Here is a 15288-nt window from a genome sequence, read left to right on the forward strand (position 1 = left end):
TCTTCGAAAATCAAATTCAAACCACGTCAACGTCGCCTTGCCGTACTCAAGTACAGCCTGCGGCTAGTTTCCTAGTTTGCTCTTTGATTTTCATTGAGTATAAGTTCATCAAAGCGACTTAAGGCCCTAATAAAAGATAAACAAAATGACCGAAAGAAAAAAGCCCACACACGGAATTCACTTCCGTGTGAGGGCGTTGGTAACGCGGTGCCACCTCAATTGTAAAGGGACTATTCCCCTTTACATCTCTGCCTTGTCTAACAACAAGTTGCACTGTAAGGTGTGCGCACCGAATTTTCATTGTTTCAAATTCATTTTTTAAATCAGCCCACTTTCACTACTTCCAACCACCTGTTCACAATCACCACAGGCTCCCTGAAGATCAAAAATAGTTACTTTTCTGATTTATTGAGAATATTATAAGTTATTGTTCTATCTTTGTCAAGATTTTTTTATGATTTTTTTCCAGAACCAAGGATTTCTTCGGAAATTCTCACCAAAGTATGAACGATATAGTCTACTTCTTCATCAGTTAATTTTGTATGAAGAGGAAGCGTAATTTCATTTTCAAAGAAGGCATAGGCTCTTGGATAATCTGCCATATCAAAACCAAGATTCTTATAGGCTGTCAAAAGAGGAAGCGGTTTGTAGTGTACATTACTTGCAATTCCTGCTTTGGCCAATTCTTGGATGATAAGATTACGTTCTTCTAAACTTGCTCCTTCTACATGAGTGATGTAGAGGTGGCGTGAAGATTCGACAGTATCAGTCTTGTGTGCCAATGGGTGAATACGAGTACCCGCAAACCCACGATCATAGCGGTCCACGATATCCTTACGACGTTGAAGTAAGTTAGGGTAACGATCCAATTGTACCAAACCAATCGAAGCCATGATATCCGTCATGTTGCACTTGTAGGCCGGCGTTACGATATCGTATTCCCATGAGCCTAGTTGCATCTTGGCAAGGGCATCTTTAGTTTGCCCGTGAAGGGAAAGGATTTGGAATTCCTTGTACATTTCTTCGTCGTCAATCGCTGGATTGGCTTTCCAAGTAGCACTTCCACCCTCAGCTGTTGTAAAGTTCTTAACAGCATGGAATGAGAAGGAAGTAAAGTCAGCAATAGAACCAGCTGGTTGCCCTTTATAAGTAGATCCCAAAGCATGGGCACTATCAGAGACAATCACAATACGGTTAAGGGCCTTTTGCCACTTGCTAGCAGCTGTAAAGAGATTACGTTTTTTCTCAACAACTTGGAACAAACGGTCATAGTCACAAACAATCCCGGCAAGCTCTACTGGGATGATGACCTTAGTCTTTTCAGTAATGGCTTTCTCAAGCAAGTCATAGTCCATCTCAAAAGTATCTGCTTGGATATCCACCATGACAGGTGTTGCTCCTACGTGAGTGATGACGCTACATGAAGCCGTATAAGTCATAGCTGGAACGATGACTTCATCACCAGGCCCCACTTCAAGAACACGCAAAATCAACTCAAGAGCGGCAGTCGCAGAGTTGAGGCAGACAGTCTTAGGTGTCTGTGTGTATTGGGACAAGCGACGCTCCAGTTCTTTTGTCTTAGGACCCGTTGTGATCCAACCAGAACGTAGGGTATCCGCTACTTCAGCAATTTCAGCTTCTGTAATATCGGGTGGTGAAAATGGAATATTGTAATTTGGCATTGATTTGCTCCTTTTATCTGTACTCATTTTCTCATGACTACTTTATTTTAGTACCTCAAACACGGTTTGAAACATGATTTTGATGTCTCCAAGGAAACTAAACTCTCGGAGATAGGCGAGGTTATAGCGCATCTTCTCAGGAAGGACATGTTCGACATAGGCCTGGTCAACTGATAGACCTTTCTCCGTCATTTGACTGATGATCGTATCCTCATCCTTGTAGTTGATACTAGCTGGAGAGGTAATCCCTGCTGGCAAGAGCAAGGTCGCCATCATTTCAGGGCTATACTGCTCGGTGTAACGTGGCACCTCAGGTCTTGTGCCTACAAAGGACATCTCGCCTTTAAGGACATTGACCAGCTGAGGTAGTTCGTCCAAGCGCACACGACGAATGAAATTTCCCACTTTGGTAATGCGACTATCGTTAGCTGAAGTTACCAGACTTCCTTTTTTATCCGCATCCGTTACCATGGTACGGAACTTCCAAATCTTGAACAGACGGTTGTACTGAGTCACGCGCTCTTGCTTGTAAATAACAGGTCCCTTGCTATCCAACTTGATCCAAATGCTCAAGATAAGAAAGACGGGAGAAGTCAAAAGTAGCAAAAACAGGGCCAGAACCCAATCCAGGCAACGCTTGAAAATCAGCGAACCCTTCCTTTTAGAGACAAGCTGGTAATAAGACTCAACCTCGCTTGATTGCATTTCCACGGGCAAGTCTTCCCATTTCAGCATGCTGTTTCTCCTTTGTTTTCATTATACTATTTGTCAACATTTTTCATTATACCACAAAATGGAAAAGGCGGTGCAAGAAAGCTGTGATTTGAAGAATTTCCTTCTTATACTCAATGAAAATCGAAGATCAAACTAGGAGGCTAGCCGCAGGCTGCTCAAAGTACGACTTTGAGGTTGCAGATAAAGCTGACGTGGTTTGAAGAGATTTTCAAAGAGTATTAGGACATGGCTCCAGCCTGCAAGCTATACATCTTGTGATAGGTTCCTCCCAGGGCCAAGAGTTCCTCATGAGTTCCACTCTCGATGATGCGCCCCTTGTCCAAGACGTAGATACAGTTGGCATCTTGGATAGTTGAAAGGCGATGAGCGATGGCAATGGTTGTCCGTCCCTGTCTCATTTTAGCCAGAGAAGCTTGAACCAGACTTTCTGTCTCCGAGTCAATATTGGCTGTCGCTTCATCCAAAATCAGGATTTTAGGTTGACTGGCGACTGTTCTGGCAAAAGCAAGAAGTTGGCGCTGTCCAGTAGAAAAGCTCGAACCACGCTCGGAAACAGGAGCATCATAGCCCAGCGGAAGGTTCTGAATAAAGGAATCCGCATCGACAAAGCTAGCTGCGTCCTTTACTTGCTCATCACTGATCTCTTGGTACATGGCGATGTTGGACTTAATGGTCCCATGATAGAGGAAGGGATCCTGCAAGACTAGACCGATAGTTTTTCTCAACTCTTGCTGACTGTAGTTCCTGATATCTACATCATCCAAGAGTACTCGCCCTGACTGAAATTCATAAAAGCGCATGAGGACATTGATAATAGATGATTTCCCCGAACCTGTATGACCCACAAAGGCAATGGTTTCACCCTTCTTAACCGAAAAGGAAATATCATCCAGAATCGGATGTTTGCCATCATAAGAAAAGCACACATGTTCAAAACGAATATTGCCTTCTTTGACTTTAGCCTGCCCGTCTTCTTGAAGAGGCTCATAGGTCCTCTCATCAATCAAGGCAAAAACACGGCCTGCAGAAACCAGAGAAGTTTGAAGGGTTGAAAAGTTTTGCGTCACCTCAATCAAGGGGTCAAAGAGGCGATTGATATACTGGATAAAGGCGTACATGGTTCCTGCTGTTATTCCCAGATAAAGTCCACGATAGCCAAAATAGGCCATTAAAACTGCATAGCCTAAGAGTTTCAGCAAACTCATGGCAGGTCTCAAAAAGAGGGCATCCAAGGCTACAGATCGGTTGGCGTAGACCAAGTGTTCTTGGTTGATTTCATCAAATTCTGCCTGCAGGCGCTTCTCCTGATTAAAGGCTTGGATAATCCTGATTCCTTCGATACTTTCTGCTAGCTTGCTGTTAATATCCGATAAGAGACTTCTGGTTTTCTCAATAATCTTGACTGACTTTTTCCGATAGAGATTGACCAAAAGGACAATCAAAGGAAGAAAGAGCAAGACCAAAGCTGTCAAACGATAGTCTAAAACCAACATGGTATAAAGGGTTGTCAGAAAGATAAATACTGCTGAGATAAAACTGGACAAAATCCCTGAAAACATATCACTGATGGTCTCGGTATCATTTGTCAAACGAGAGACGATGGAACCTGCTGGCGTCTTGTCAAAATAAGACATGCCCAGTTTTTCCATATTGGCAAAGGCATCGTGACGAATATCCCTAACAATACTGTAGGACACCCGCGCAAAGAGAAGATTGCCGACATACTGGACCAGAGTTTGCAGGATATAGAGGCCATAGTAGGCTAATAAAACTGTAATAGCAAGATGGTTTAGGTTGCTGAGGTACTGGTCGATAAAGTGGGAAGCTACAAGGGGAATGACACTTTTAATGACCGTCGTCGCGAGGAGAAAACTGAGTGCCAAAAAGGGCAGGAGGCCATAGGGCTTGAGATAAGACATCAAGCGCTTCAATACAGCCCATTGTTCTTTCTTATTCTGCATCTTCTTCTCCTTTCATTTCCAGCTGCTGAGACTGGTAAGTTTGGGCATACCAGCCATCTAAAGCTAGCAGGTCTTCGTGTGTACCGCGTTCGATGATTTGGCCATTTTGCAGGACTAAAATCAAATCTGCATGGACGACTGCACTGAGACGATGTGCTGTGATGATAGTTGTCTTATTCTTCCGCGTCTCCTTGAGGTTGTCGATAATCGCATACTCCGTCTTGGCATCCACGGCTGACAAGGAATCATCCAAAATCAAGATATCAGGGTCTAAAATCATAGCCCGACTCATGGCCAGACGCTGCTTTTGACCACCAGAAAGACTGACTCCTTTTTCACCGATTAGCGTATCAAATCCCTGAGGCATGTCCACAATATCTTGGTAAACTTGCGCTAGTTTAGTCGCTTCCTCGACCGCCGAAAGGGGCAAGTTAGGATTGCCAAAGCGGATATTGTCTAAGATTGAAGCCGCAAAGAGGAACTGGTCCTGCGGAACATAGCCCATAAGGCTACGAAGATCTGTCAGACGATAATTCCGAATATCATGACCATTTAGGTAAATATCACCCTTATCCACATCATATTCACGCAAGAGGAGCTTGATCAAGGACGTTTTTCCAGAGCCTGTCTGCCCGACCAAGCCTAGGGTTTGTCCTTTTTCCAGACTAAAGTGAACATCCGTCAGTGTCTCCTCATTTTCAAAGGCAAAGCTGTCAATGGCATATTCCAAACGTCCATTTTCTATACCATCTAAAGGAAACTCAGGGTCTTGAACAGGTGATTCCTGAGATAAAAGCTCCTCAATCCGTTGGTAAGAAACCTTCCCTCGCTGGGTAATATTAAAGAGGAAGCCAATGGCCATAAGAGGCCAGACCAACATATCCAAATAACTGATAAAAGTGACTAGATTTCCAACCGTGATCTGCCCCTCCTGAATCATCAAGGAACCGACCAAAAGGGTCAAAACATAGGACGAACCAACAAACAAGAGAACCATGGGGTCAAAGAGACTATCGTATTTCATGGTTTGGAGATTCTTTTGGAAGGTTAATTCATTGACTGCCTGAAAAGACTCAAGCTCATCAGCCTGATAACCGAAAGATTTGGTCACTTTGATACCCGATACAGACTCCTGTACCTTGTTATTGAGTTCAGAAAAGGCAGCTTGGGATTCCCCGAAAGCCTTATGGGTCTTTCTCCCTAGACGACTAGTCGCATAAGCCATGAAAGGCAAGGGAAGAATGGCAACCAAGGTCATTTGCCATGAAATGCTAAAAAGCATGGTCAGCAGAGTCACCAGAGCCGTGATAGAGGCATCCACCGCAGACATAACACCGCCACCTGCTAAACGAGTTAAGGCGTTGATATCATTGGTGGCGTGTGCCATCAGGTCCCCCGTCCGATAGGTCTGATAAAAGGCTGGCGACATCTTAGTAAAATGTTCAAACAAGCGAGACCGCATGATCTGCCCCAGACGATAGGAAGTTCCGAGGATATACATGCGCCAAACATAGCGCAGATAGTACATCCCAAAGGCTGCCAGCAGTAAATAAAATAGATTAAGAAGGAGGTCCTGCTGGGTTAATTGTCCTCCAGTTATGGCATCAATCACCCGTCCCATGACCATGGGGGGAATGAGGTTAAGAATAGCGACTAAAATCAGCGCTAAGATTCCTACGAGATAACGGCGCTTTTCGAGTTTGAAAAACCACCAGAGTTTTTGAATAATGGACATAAACTCCCTTTCTGATTGCAAATGGAAACCTGAGGCAGAGACCTCAGGTTTTTCTTATTCATAGGTTACGACTGAGACGACACCCTTGTCATACTCAGCGATAAAGATATTGGCTACATTATCATACCCTTGTTTGCTGAGGTTATCAAGCAGCCATTCTTCGCTCCGACCAATAGTCTCCAAAATTTCGACTTGGATAACACCGTCTGTGACAACAGGATACTTGGGATTCTCATCTCCCATTTGGACTACGATGAGTTGACCGTTCTGCTCCTGCATAGCGCGTTTGACTTGTTTCATTTGGAAAATTCCCTGGCTACGGAGCTTAAGTGCTACATCCGCTGCAGATAATCCAACAGAACGACAGGCTTCTGGATCAATCTTCCCATTTTTGATGAGCAGGGTTGGCTTCCCATCAATCAAACGTTTCACAAAGTGAACATTGTTGTTAAGCCATTTGAGAGTCAAGACCAGAATGGTCCACATAATCAGGATGACTGCATACTGAAGGATACTGATAGCGCTATTGTAAATCACCCCACCGATGATACCCCCGAGTACATAGTTCTGAATTTGATCTATTGCTGAGTTAGGCGCTAGGTTGCCCTTTCCTGTCACATTGATTACAAAAACCAGAGAAAAGAGACCCAAGGCTAGTTTGATTAAAATTTCGATATAATTGAGTGTCATTTGTTCTCCTCCACAAGTTCAATTGCATCTGTTTTATACAATTCCACTTTCTCTAGCAGGTGCTTGTCTGGCTCACTGCCGTTCAGGGCACGGTAGAAATTTGGACCCACCTTAATTAGCGCTCCATCTGTTGCTGCAGAAGTATTAACGTAAACTTCTGATTTATCCACTCCCAAGTCTTTGGAAATGACCTCTATGAAATGAAGGGAAGTTTGAAATTGATTGTTAGAAGCTTGATTGGTCTGATATTTTGAAATTGTCACCAAAAGGAGAGCTAATAAGGTCAAAGCTGAAATCATGACCAACTCACGAAATTTGGTCCCCTTTTTATCATGGTAAGCCTTAAAAGCAAAAAATCCTGTGATGGCTAGGAGAACAATCCCAAAGCCAATCATGATTCCATTTTGCTGACTGATTTGGCTAAGCACATAGTCATAAGAGTAGAATTTCATCTATTTTCACTCCCTTTCATAAAATCATTCTTCATTATAAACGAAAGAGAGTGATTTTTCAAACCATACGTTGGGGAAATAGACCTTTTTTTGGTATAATAAAATCTATAATCTCAATGAAAAAGGTAACTTTATGAAACTCATCTCATGGAATATTGATTCCCTCAATGCTGCCCTAACTAGTGATTCAGCTCGTGCCAAATTGTCCCAAGAAGTCCTACAAACCTTGGTAGCTGAAAATGCCGATATTATCGCTATCCAAGAAACCAAACTTTCTGCCAAGGGCCCTACAAAAAAACATCTGGAAGTTCTCGAAGAACTCTTTCCAGGATATGAAAATACTTGGCGGTCTTCCCAAGAACCTGCTCGCAAAGGTTATGCTGGAACCATGTTCCTCTATAAGAAAGAACTCACGCCCACTGTTAGTTTTCCAGAGATTGGCGCCCCTTCTACTATGGACTTGGAAGGCCGTATCATCACCCTAGAATTTGATGCATTTTTCGTGACCCAAGTTTACACACCAAACGCTGGAGATGGTCTCAAACGCTTGGAAGAACGCCAAGTCTGGGATGCCAAATATGCTGAGTATCTAGCTGAGTTAGACAAAGAAAAACCAGTCCTTGCGACTGGTGACTACAACGTGGCCCACAAGGAAATCGACCTTGCAAATCCTGCCAGCAACCGCCGTTCACCTGGATTTACAGACGAAGAACGTGCTGGATTTACCAACCTCTTGGCAACTGGATTTACCGACACCTTCCGCCACATTCACGGCGATGTCCCAGAACGTTACACTTGGTGGGCGCAACGCAGCAAGACTTCTAAAATCAACAATACAGGCTGGAGAATCGACTACTGGCTGACAAGCAACCGCGTGGCTGACAAGGTGACCAAGTCTGATATGATTGACTCCGGTACGCGCCAAGACCACACACCCATTGTCATGGAGATTGAACTCTAAGGAGAAAACGAATGGACTATCAAGCTGTCATTCCTGAATTTGTAGTATCTGACATCGAAAAATCACGCCACTTCTACTGCGACTTGCTGGGATTTTCTGTCGAATACGAGCGTCCAGAGGAGAAATTTCTCTTCCTCTCGCTTGAAGACTGCCAACTTATGCTAGAAGAAGGCAGCACAGAAGAATTAGCCCAACTAACCTATCCTTTCGGGCGCGGTGTCAATATTTCCTTTGGCATTGCGGATGTTCCTCAGCTCCACCAAAAACTGCTGGAAGCTGACTATCCTATCCATCGTCCCCTGACAAAAAGAGAATTTCGCGTAGGAAATAGCTTTATTTATCCTCATGAGTTTGCAGTCTTGGATCCTGATGGTTATTTTTTAAGATTTAGTGAATAGAATAATAGAACCCTACAATACTGTGTCGTGTTGTAGGTTTCTGTTTGTTCGCTTTTTTTATCTAAACACCAACAAAATATTTGATTTCTAAAGCTATTTAGTGTAAAATAATGACATTAACGCTTTGACGTTCTATTATAGTACCATTTTACTTGTTTATGTCGTGAATTGGCACGACGTTTCTACAAGGTGCCGGAACACCTAACAATGAGTATGTCAGCTGAAGGTATGGTGTTGGCCATGCCTATTTTGGGGACTTACTTAGGGGATTAAGTAGGTCCTTTTTCTATTACATACTAGAAATTCTAGACAAGCAAATGAAGCATCTTTTAGACTTTAGGAGGTCTTATGAAATTATTAGAAGAGCGCATCCTTCAGGATGGGCATATCTTGGGTGACAACATCCTTAAGGTAGATTCCTTTTTAACCCATCAAGTTGACTATCGTTTGATGCGGGAAATTGGTAAAGTTTTTGCAGAAAAATTCGCAACTGCTGGCATTACCAAGGTTGTAACGATTGAAGCTTCAGGGATTGCCCCAGCCGTTTTTACAGCTGAAGCCTTAGATGTTCCTATGATTTTCGCAAAGAAAGCTAAAAACATCACTATGAACGAAGGCATCTTAACTGCTGAGGTTTACTCCTTTACCAAGCAGGTGATCAGCACGGTTTCCATCGCTGGGAAATTCCTCTCACCAGAGGACAAGGTCTTGATTATCGATGATTTCCTAGCAAATGGACAAGCTGCCAAAGGCTTGATTCAAATCATCGAACAGGCCGGAGCAACAGTCGAAGCGATTGGTATCGTAATTGAAAAATCCTTCCAAGATGGTCGTGATTTACTTGAAAAAGCAGGCTACCCTGTACTATCGCTCGCTCGCTTGGATCGTTTCGAAAACGATCAGGTCGTATTTAAGGAGGCAGATCTCTAATGCAACAACAAGAAAAACACTCGCAAGCCGCGGTTCTAGGGCTTCAGCACCTTCTCGCAATGTACTCAGGCTCTATCCTAGTTCCTATTATGATTGCTACAGCTCTTGGTTATTCAGCTGAACAGTTGACCTACCTAATCTCCACAGATATCTTCATGTGTGGGGTAGCTACCTTCCTTCAACTCCAGTTGAATAAACATTTTGGTGTTGGCCTCCCTGTTGTACTCGGAGTTGCTTTCCAGTCAGTCGCTCCCTTGATTATGATTGGTCAGAGTCACGGTAGCGGAGCTATGTTTGGCGCCCTTATCGTTTCAGGGATTTATGTAGTTCTGATTTCAGGTATTTTCTCAAAAGTGGCCAATCTCTTCCCATCTATCGTAACCGGATCTGTTATTACCACGATTGGATTAACCCTGATTCCTGTCGCTATTGGAAATATGGGAAATAATGTTCCAGAGCCAACTGGTCAAAGTCTCTTGCTTGCAGCCATCACTGTTCTGATCATCCTCTTGATTAACATCTTTACTAAAGGATTTATCAAGTCTATCTCCATTTTGATTGGTCTGGTTGTCGGAACCGCCATTGCTGCTACCATGGGCTTGGTTGATTTCTCCCCTGTTGCGGCAGCACCACTAGTCCATGTCCCAACTCCCCTCTACTTTGGGATGCCAACCTTTGAAATCTCCTCTATTGTCATGATGTGTATCATCGCAACGGTTTCTATGGTTGAGTCCACAGGTGTTTACCTAGCCTTGTCTGATATCACAAAAGATCCAATCGACAGCAAGCGCCTTCGCAACGGTTACCGAGCAGAAGGTCTGGCCGTACTTCTCGGAGGAATCTTTAACACCTTCCCTTACACAGGATTTTCACAAAACGTTGGTTTGGTTAAATTGTCAGGTATCAAAACCCGTCTGCCAATCTACTACGCAGCTGGTTTCCTAGTCCTCCTTGGACTCCTTCCTAAGTTTGGTGCCCTCGCCCAAATCATTCCGAGCCCTGTTCTTGGAGGTGCCATGCTGGTGATGTTTGGCTTTGTTTCCCTTCAAGGTATGCAAATCCTCGCCCGCGCTGACTTTGCTAACAATGAACACAACTTCCTTATCGCAGCTGTTTCAATCGCTGCAGGTGTTGGACTCAACAATAGCAATCTCTTTGTCAGCATGCCAACAGCCTTCCAAATGTTCTTCTCAAACGGAATCGTCGTAGCCAGCCTACTTGCCATTGTCCTCAATGTCGTATTAAATCGAAAAAAGAAATAAGAAAAAGAGGTGCGAGCCTCTTTTTTCTATATCCTCACCTGTCTCTCATCTGACCTCTGGCCTGTGACAAACATAGTAAAGGTTGCTTTGCAGACATTTCTACCCTCTTGATTGGTGATATCGACATCCACTACACAGGTTGTGCGACCTTGATGGACACATTCTCCTTTAATGGTCAGCACATCGTCAAGTTTTCCTGCCTTGAGGTAGTTGATAGAGGACTGGAGTGTCACTCCATCTAGCCCCAGAGATATGACCACCAAACCACTAATCTGGTCGCAAAGGGTAAAGAGATAGCCACCATGGGCATTGCCATAGTAGTTGAGCGACGAGTCCACTACTTTGGTCGTCACCACAACGTGACCATCTCTCATTTGTTCAATTTCGTAATTTTCAAAGGCAGATATAGCGTCAAAATGAAAATCTTTCATCGTTTCCTCCTGATATTTCAAACGACACTATCATACTACTTTTTATAGGACTGTGCAAGGAGAAAGCTCCTAGTCTGGCAAAATACCGACCTGTTCTACAAAGCGCATAAAGGCTACCTGTCCATGCTCCGTCTGCTTGTAAACCCCTGCATCCTCAAGTACACGCGCAAAGATAGCACCCACAGAGTCCTTGACGATTTCAAGGGCTTTTTCTTTATCCGCTAGGTCTGGATATTGGTCTTTAAGTTGGTCTGCCCATTCCTGATGATAGTCGGCAACTGTATCAGCTTCTCCAACAAGGTAGGCGGCTACTTGCTCCACTTCTGCTTTCAAACGTGGTGGCAAGATTGCCAAGCCCATGACCTCAATCAAGCCGATATTTTCCTTCTTGATATGTTGAACATCCTTGTGGGGATGATAAATGCCATCAGGATGTTCTGGCGATGTCTGATTGTCCCGCAAGACCAAGTCCAACTCAAACTGTCCATCACGCTTACGCGCAATCGGTGTGATAGTATGGTGCGGTGTCCCGTCTGTCTCCGCTAAAATCTGCACACTAGGATCTGAATACTGGCGCCATTCCTGCAAAATCTTGTCAGCCAAGTTGATCAAATTCTCCTTGGAATTCGAAGTCAAACGTAGGACAGACATGGGCCACTTGACAATCCCAGCCTTGACCTGCTCAAAACCAGTAAAACGGAAGGTCTTTTGCAAGGGAGCCAATTCCATAGGAAATACGTGACGGCCTCCCTGATAGTGATCATGAGTTAAAATAGAGCCTCCCACAATCGGTAGGTCGGCATTTGAGCCCGCAAAATAACCTGGAAACTGCTCTACGATAGCTAACAGCCGCTCAAAGCTCTGCCGACCAATGGCCATGGGACGATGCTGACCATCTAAGAAAATACAGTGCTCATTAAAGTAAGCATAGGGAGAATACTGGAATCCCCACTCCTGACCCGCCATTTCAAAACGGATAATGCGGTGATTGCTACGGGCTGGATGATTGATCCGACCATGATAGCCCTCATTCTCTAGACAAAGCTGACACTGAGGATAATTGCTAGCTTGCACCAACTTGGCTGCCGCAATCTCCTTAGGATCCTTTTCCGGCTTAGAGAGGTTGATGGTGATCTCAAGTTCTCCGTAATCAGATGATACACGATAAGCAATATTTTTAGCAATGGCCTTGAGTTTGATGTAGTCATTTTTCTGGCTAAGTTGGTAGAAGTCCGCAATTGCCTGCTCAGGAGAGTGGGCATAGGTTGTCCAAAAGTCCCGATTGACCTGACTTGGACAAGGGGTCACCAAATCCATCAGTTCAGCACCGAGGATTTCACGCGCAGTCTGACTATCCTCAATCGTCTCTAATCGAACCGCTTCCTCAATCAGCTGGTCCTTGAGGTCAATCAATGTATCTAGATTGGTCTTAACTTCCAAAACACCGTCTCCCACTCGTGCTAAGACACGATTGGTCAGGTAGATTCGATCCATTTCCTCAAATGAACTTTCAGAAATGACATGTGTTACAAATTTATCTACTAAGGTCACTATAGAGCCTCCTTTTGACTAGTCAAGGACGCGAGTGCCACCTGCAACTTCAGCGATATAGAAGCTTGGAGCGTATCCAACTACTTCCTCATAGTGCTTGCCAACAGCTACTTTAAAGGCCTCAACAGCATCTTTTGGCACCAAGGCAATGGCACAGCCACCAAAACCTGCTCCTGTCATACGAGCACCGAGAACACCTTCTTGAGCCCAAGCTGTGTGAACAAGAGTATCCAATTCCAAGCCAGTTACTTCATAGTCATGTTCTAGGGAAACGTGAGAAGCATTCATCAAGCGACCAAATGTTTCCAAATCTCCTGCTTGAAGAGCTGCTTGAGCTTTAAGGGTGCGTTGGTTTTCAAGCACAGCATGGCGAACACGTTTCAAACGATTTTCGTCTTTAATCAGATAGCTGTATTGGTCAAAGGCCCACTCATCCAATTCACCCAAGGTCTGAATGTCCAAGGCAACTTGCAATTCTTCCACGGCTTTTTCACACTCGGCACGACGTTCGTTGTATTTAGAGTCCGCTAGTTCACGGCGTTTATTGGTATTCATAATAACAACGACATTGTCCTTCAAATCAAGTGGCACCAACTCGTACTCTAAAGTGTTGGTATCTAGGTAAATAGCGCGTTGGTCAGCACCCATACCGATGGCAAACTGGTCCATGATACCAGAGTTTACTCCGATAAAGTTATTCTCAGTTTGTTTTCCGATTTTAACCAAATCCAAACGGTCTAGTTTTAAATCAAAGAGATGCTCTGCCACGACCCCTGTCAAGAGTTCCAAGGATGCAGAAGAAGACAAGCCAGCACCATTTGGGATATTCCCAAAGACATAGAAATCAAAACCTTTGTCAATGACATGACCAGCTTCTTGCAAGAAATGGAGAACCCCTTTTGGATAGTTGGTCCAGCTGTGCTCTTTTTCAAACTTGAGGTCAGCAAGAGGCACTTCGATAATGCCCTTGTCCTCAAAGTTGGCTGAGTAGAAACGCAAAACTTGGTCGTCACGCTTGCGAGCCGCCCCATAGGTCCCCAAGGAAATAGCAACAGGAAAAACGTGCCCACCGTTGTAGTCTGTGTGTTCACCAATCAAATTGATACGGCCTGGTGAAAAGAAGGTTTGGTCTGCTTCTTGACCAAAAACGGCAAGAAAGTCTTTGCGAAGGACTTCAGCAGTAAGATGTTGTGTCATATGAATTCTCCTTTGACTGTTCGTTAATCCACCTTATACTCAATGAAAATCAAAGAGCAAACTAGGAAACTAGCCGCAGGCTGTACTTGAGTACGGCAAGGCGACGTTGACGTGGTTTGAATTTGATTTTCGAAGAGTATTAACGTGTAATCGTTTTCTTCTATTGTATCCAAGGGATTTTCCAAGGTCAATCCTTTTTACTAAAATTTTACTAAACTATCAGTAAAAAGCAGAAAAATATGATATACTAACCTAAAAGAAGGAGGATTTATGGCTACATTAAAAGACATTGCACAGCTAGCCTCTGTCTCTATCGCGACCGTATCCCGTGTCCTCAATCGCGACCAGAGTCTATCTGTTACAGAAGAAACCAGACACCGTATTTTAACTGTCGCTGAAGAGCTGGGCTATACCAAGCACCTCAAGACAGGCGAGTCCCACAAACCCAAGCAAAAGATTGCCATTATCCAATGGGTCAGCGAACAAGGGGAGCTAGACGATCTCTACTACTACCAGATTCGCCTAGGCATAGAAAAAAGAGCCCAAGAGTTGGACTATGATATCTTGCGCTATTTTAACGACCATCCTTTTACTCTGAGCGAAGAAGTAATCGGGATACTCTGTATTGGAAAGTTCAGCCGATCACAGATCACTGCCTTTGAAGAATACCAAAAACCCCTGGTCTTTTTAGACAGCGATACACTTTCATTGGGACATACCTGTATTATCACGGATTTTTACACTGCTGTAAAGCAAGTTGTCGATCACTTCCTCAGCCAAGGGCTTGATCGTATCGGGATTCTCACTGGCCTTGAAGAAACAACCGACCAAGAAGAAATCATCCAGGATAAACGTCTAGAAAATTTTAAGAACTACAGTCAAGAAAAGGGAATCTATCGTGAAGAACTGGTCTTTCAAGGAAGCTTTACTGCCCAGTCTGGATATGACTTGATGAAGGAGGCTATTCACAAGTTGGGGGATCAACTCCCTCCAGCATTTTTCGCAGCCAGTGATAGTTTAGCCATCGGTGTCCTCCGTGCCCTTCAAGAAGCTGGAATTAGCCTGCCAGACCGCGTCAGCCTCATTTCCTTTAACGACACTAGCCTGACCAAGCAAGTCTATCCTCCCCTCTCCAGCATCACCGTCTATACCGAGGAAATGGGCAGAGCAGGTATGGATATCCTTAACAAGGAAGTACTCCACGGTCGCAAAATCCCTAGCCTGACCATGCTGGGAACCAGACTGACTCTGAGAGAAAGTACAAGGAATGAATAGAAAAAGGTGGATAAAGAAGTAGGCCTTT

14 protein-coding genes, 1 riboswitch and 1 other annotated feature are annotated in these 15288 nt (G+C 44.1%); of the genes, 5 read left to right on the top strand and 9 right to left on the bottom strand.

Translation table 11 applies throughout. The features are described from left to right. Window positions 1-186 precede the first annotated feature (186 nt). Window positions 187-418: a binding site (T-box leader), on the bottom strand. Window positions 419-452: 34 nt separating this feature from the next. From FGK98_RS07545 to FGK98_RS07575, 6 genes are all read right to left on the bottom strand, one after another. Beyond that, complete coding sequence (locus FGK98_RS07545; protein WP_171011133.1) at window positions 453-1682, bottom strand: DegT/DnrJ/EryC1/StrS family aminotransferase; 1230 nt, start codon at window positions 1680-1682, stop codon at window positions 453-455. A 42-nt stretch (window positions 1683-1724) separates the two neighbouring features. Then, window positions 1725-2417: a sugar transferase gene (locus tag FGK98_RS07550; protein WP_138100696.1), complete on the bottom strand. Its 693-nt coding sequence runs from the start codon at window positions 2415-2417 to the stop codon at window positions 1725-1727. Window positions 2418-2635: 218 nt separating this feature from the next. After that, window positions 2636-4378, bottom strand: coding sequence for an ABC transporter ATP-binding protein (locus FGK98_RS07560; RefSeq protein WP_138100697.1), 1743 nt, complete (start codon window positions 4376-4378; stop codon window positions 2636-2638). Beyond that, window positions 4368-6113: an ABC transporter ATP-binding protein gene (locus tag FGK98_RS07565; RefSeq protein WP_138100698.1), complete on the bottom strand. Its 1746-nt coding sequence runs from the start codon at window positions 6111-6113 to the stop codon at window positions 4368-4370. Before FGK98_RS07565 ends, FGK98_RS07560 begins: the two co-directional genes overlap by 11 nt. A gap of 54 nt (window positions 6114-6167) precedes the next feature. Beyond that, complete coding sequence (locus tag FGK98_RS07570; protein ID WP_000174434.1) at window positions 6168-6803, bottom strand: DUF421 domain-containing protein; 636 nt, start codon at window positions 6801-6803, stop codon at window positions 6168-6170. Further along, complete coding sequence (locus FGK98_RS07575; protein WP_138100699.1) at window positions 6800-7255, bottom strand: DUF3290 family protein; 456 nt, start codon at window positions 7253-7255, stop codon at window positions 6800-6802. Before FGK98_RS07575 ends, FGK98_RS07570 begins: the two co-directional genes overlap by 4 nt. A gap of 133 nt (window positions 7256-7388) precedes the next feature. Between FGK98_RS07575 and FGK98_RS07580 the strand changes: the two genes are divergently transcribed. From FGK98_RS07580 to FGK98_RS07595, 4 genes are all read left to right on the top strand, one after another. After that, a complete protein-coding gene (locus tag FGK98_RS07580) occupies window positions 7389-8216 on the top strand; it encodes an exodeoxyribonuclease III (protein ID WP_138100700.1) in 828 nt (275 codons plus the stop codon). Window positions 8217-8227: 11 nt separating this feature from the next. Further along, window positions 8228-8614, top strand: a complete 387-nt coding sequence (locus tag FGK98_RS07585) for a bleomycin resistance protein (RefSeq protein ID WP_138100701.1) — start codon at window positions 8228-8230, stop codon at window positions 8612-8614. A gap of 132 nt (window positions 8615-8746) precedes the next feature. After that, a riboswitch (purine riboswitch) is annotated at window positions 8747-8842 on the top strand. A gap of 120 nt (window positions 8843-8962) precedes the next feature. Continuing rightward, window positions 8963-9544, top strand: coding sequence for a xanthine phosphoribosyltransferase (locus tag FGK98_RS07590; RefSeq protein WP_138100702.1), 582 nt, complete (start codon window positions 8963-8965; stop codon window positions 9542-9544). Next, window positions 9544-10806 carry a nucleobase:cation symporter-2 family protein gene (locus FGK98_RS07595; RefSeq protein ID WP_138100703.1) on the top strand — a complete coding sequence of 421 codons (1263 nt, stop codon included), beginning with the start codon at window positions 9544-9546 and terminating at the stop codon, window positions 10804-10806. Before FGK98_RS07590 ends, FGK98_RS07595 begins: the two co-directional genes overlap by 1 nt. 26 nt (window positions 10807-10832) lie before the next feature. Here FGK98_RS07595 and FGK98_RS07600 read toward each other — a convergent pair whose 3' ends face one another. The 3 genes from FGK98_RS07600 to FGK98_RS07610 all read right to left on the bottom strand — a co-directional run bounded on the left by FGK98_RS07600 (window position 10833) and on the right by FGK98_RS07610 (window position 13985). Beyond that, window positions 10833-11237 (bottom strand): PaaI family thioesterase, encoded by a 405-nt coding sequence (locus FGK98_RS07600; RefSeq protein WP_000651222.1) that lies wholly within the window; start codon window positions 11235-11237, stop codon window positions 10833-10835. A gap of 69 nt (window positions 11238-11306) precedes the next feature. Next, window positions 11307-12788, bottom strand: a complete 1482-nt coding sequence (locus FGK98_RS07605; RefSeq protein ID WP_138100704.1) for a UDP-glucose--hexose-1-phosphate uridylyltransferase — start codon at window positions 12786-12788, stop codon at window positions 11307-11309. Window positions 12789-12806: 18 nt separating this feature from the next. Beyond that, on the bottom strand, window positions 12807-13985 hold the full coding sequence (locus FGK98_RS07610) for a galactokinase (protein ID WP_138100705.1): 1179 nt from the start codon (window positions 13983-13985) through the stop codon (window positions 12807-12809). 270 nt (window positions 13986-14255) lie between these two features. Here FGK98_RS07610 and galR point away from each other — a divergent pair, with 270 nt between their 5' ends. Continuing rightward, window positions 14256-15260: a DNA-binding transcriptional regulator GalR gene (galR, locus tag FGK98_RS07620; protein ID WP_138100706.1), complete on the top strand. Its 1005-nt coding sequence runs from the start codon at window positions 14256-14258 to the stop codon at window positions 15258-15260. The last annotated feature ends 28 nt before the right edge of the window (window positions 15261-15288 follow it).

The organism is Streptococcus australis, from assembly GCF_901543175.1.
In the GTDB taxonomy this organism is placed as follows: domain Bacteria; phylum Bacillota; class Bacilli; order Lactobacillales; family Streptococcaceae; genus Streptococcus; species Streptococcus australis_A.

Coding starts and splice junctions, on each gene's coding strand:
- FGK98_RS07585 (WP_138100701.1), top strand. CDS start 8,228: ATGGACTATCAAGCTGTCATTCCTGAATTTGTAGTATCTGACATCGAA.
- FGK98_RS07545 (WP_171011133.1), bottom strand. CDS start 1,682: ATGCCAAATTACAATATTCCATTTTCACCACCCGATATTACAGAAGCT.
- FGK98_RS07600 (WP_000651222.1), bottom strand. CDS start 11,237: ATGAAAGATTTTCATTTTGACGCTATATCTGCCTTTGAAAATTACGAA.
- galR (WP_138100706.1), top strand. CDS start 14,256: ATGGCTACATTAAAAGACATTGCACAGCTAGCCTCTGTCTCTATCGCG.
- FGK98_RS07550 (WP_138100696.1), bottom strand. CDS start 2,417: ATGCTGAAATGGGAAGACTTGCCCGTGGAAATGCAATCAAGCGAGGTT.
- FGK98_RS07575 (WP_138100699.1), bottom strand. CDS start 7,255: ATGAAATTCTACTCTTATGACTATGTGCTTAGCCAAATCAGTCAGCAA.
- FGK98_RS07580 (WP_138100700.1), top strand. CDS start 7,389: ATGAAACTCATCTCATGGAATATTGATTCCCTCAATGCTGCCCTAACT.
- FGK98_RS07570 (WP_000174434.1), bottom strand. CDS start 6,803: ATGACACTCAATTATATCGAAATTTTAATCAAACTAGCCTTGGGTCTC.
- FGK98_RS07610 (WP_138100705.1), bottom strand. CDS start 13,985: ATGACACAACATCTTACTGCTGAAGTCCTTCGCAAAGACTTTCTTGCC.
- FGK98_RS07560 (WP_138100697.1), bottom strand. CDS start 4,378: ATGCAGAATAAGAAAGAACAATGGGCTGTATTGAAGCGCTTGATGTCT.
- FGK98_RS07595 (WP_138100703.1), top strand. CDS start 9,544: ATGCAACAACAAGAAAAACACTCGCAAGCCGCGGTTCTAGGGCTTCAG.
- FGK98_RS07590 (WP_138100702.1), top strand. CDS start 8,963: ATGAAATTATTAGAAGAGCGCATCCTTCAGGATGGGCATATCTTGGGT.
- FGK98_RS07565 (WP_138100698.1), bottom strand. CDS start 6,113: ATGTCCATTATTCAAAAACTCTGGTGGTTTTTCAAACTCGAAAAGCGC.